Source organism: Ruegeria sp. F5, assembly GCF_056533845.1.
In genome coordinates, this window is sequence record NZ_JBQFOU010000076.1 from 1 (window position 1) to 808 (window position 808).

2 protein-coding genes are annotated in these 808 nt (G+C 61.5%); both read left to right on the plus strand.

Annotated features, from left to right (window positions below; translation table 11 throughout):
• A partial coding sequence (locus tag ACR0K1_RS25615) for a chorismate mutase (protein ID WP_480852325.1) occupies positions 1 to 234 on the plus strand: 234 nt, incomplete at its 5' end.
• A gap of 48 nt (positions 235 to 282) precedes the next feature.
• A partial coding sequence (locus tag ACR0K1_RS25620; protein ID WP_480617716.1) for a tetrahydrofolate dehydrogenase/cyclohydrolase catalytic domain-containing protein occupies positions 283 to 808 on the plus strand: 526 nt, incomplete at its 3' end.

Below are 808 nucleotides of genomic sequence, written 5' to 3' on the forward strand. Positions count from 1 at the left end.
CAACTGATCGAGATGTTGGTGACGCGGGCGGGATATATCGACCGCGCGTCCGAGTTGAAACCGGCCGAGGGTTTGCCCGCCCGTATCCCTCAGCGTGTCGAAGAGGTGGTGCAGCGTGTGCGTGCAAGCTCGGACGATCTGGGGCTGGACCCGGACCTTGCCGAGCGGATGTGGCGCATTTTGATAGACTGGTCGATCGCACGGGAAGAGCGCGTGCTCGGCCTGACTGAATGACCGGGCGCCCGTGCGCCCGATCCGTTTTTTGAATGAAGGGATCAAAGGATGGTAGCGCAAGTCATCGACGGTAAGGCTTTTGCGGCCAAAGTGCGTGCGCAGGTGGCCGATCAGGTTGCAAAGCTGAAAGAAGAAAACGGCATCACGCCCGGTCTGGCCGTGGTTCTGGTGGGCGAAGATCCGGCCAGCCAGGTCTATGTCCGGTCCAAGGGCAAGATGACCGTCGAGGTCGGCATGAACTCGTACGAGCACAAGCTGGACGCCGACACATCCGAGGACGACCTGCTGGCGCTCATCGACAAGCTGAACAACGATCCGGCGGTTCACGGCATTCTGGTGCAGCTGCCGCTGCCCAAACACCTGAACGAAGATCTGGTGATCAACTCGATCGACCCGGCCAAGGATGTCGATGGCTTCCACATCTCGAACGTGGGCCTGCTGGGCACCGGGCAGAAGTCGATGGTGCCCTGCACGCCGCTGGGCTGCCTGATGATGCTGCGCGACCACCATGGCTCGCTTTCGGGCATGGATGCGGTGGTGATTGGCCGGTCGAACATCGTGGGCAAGCCGATGG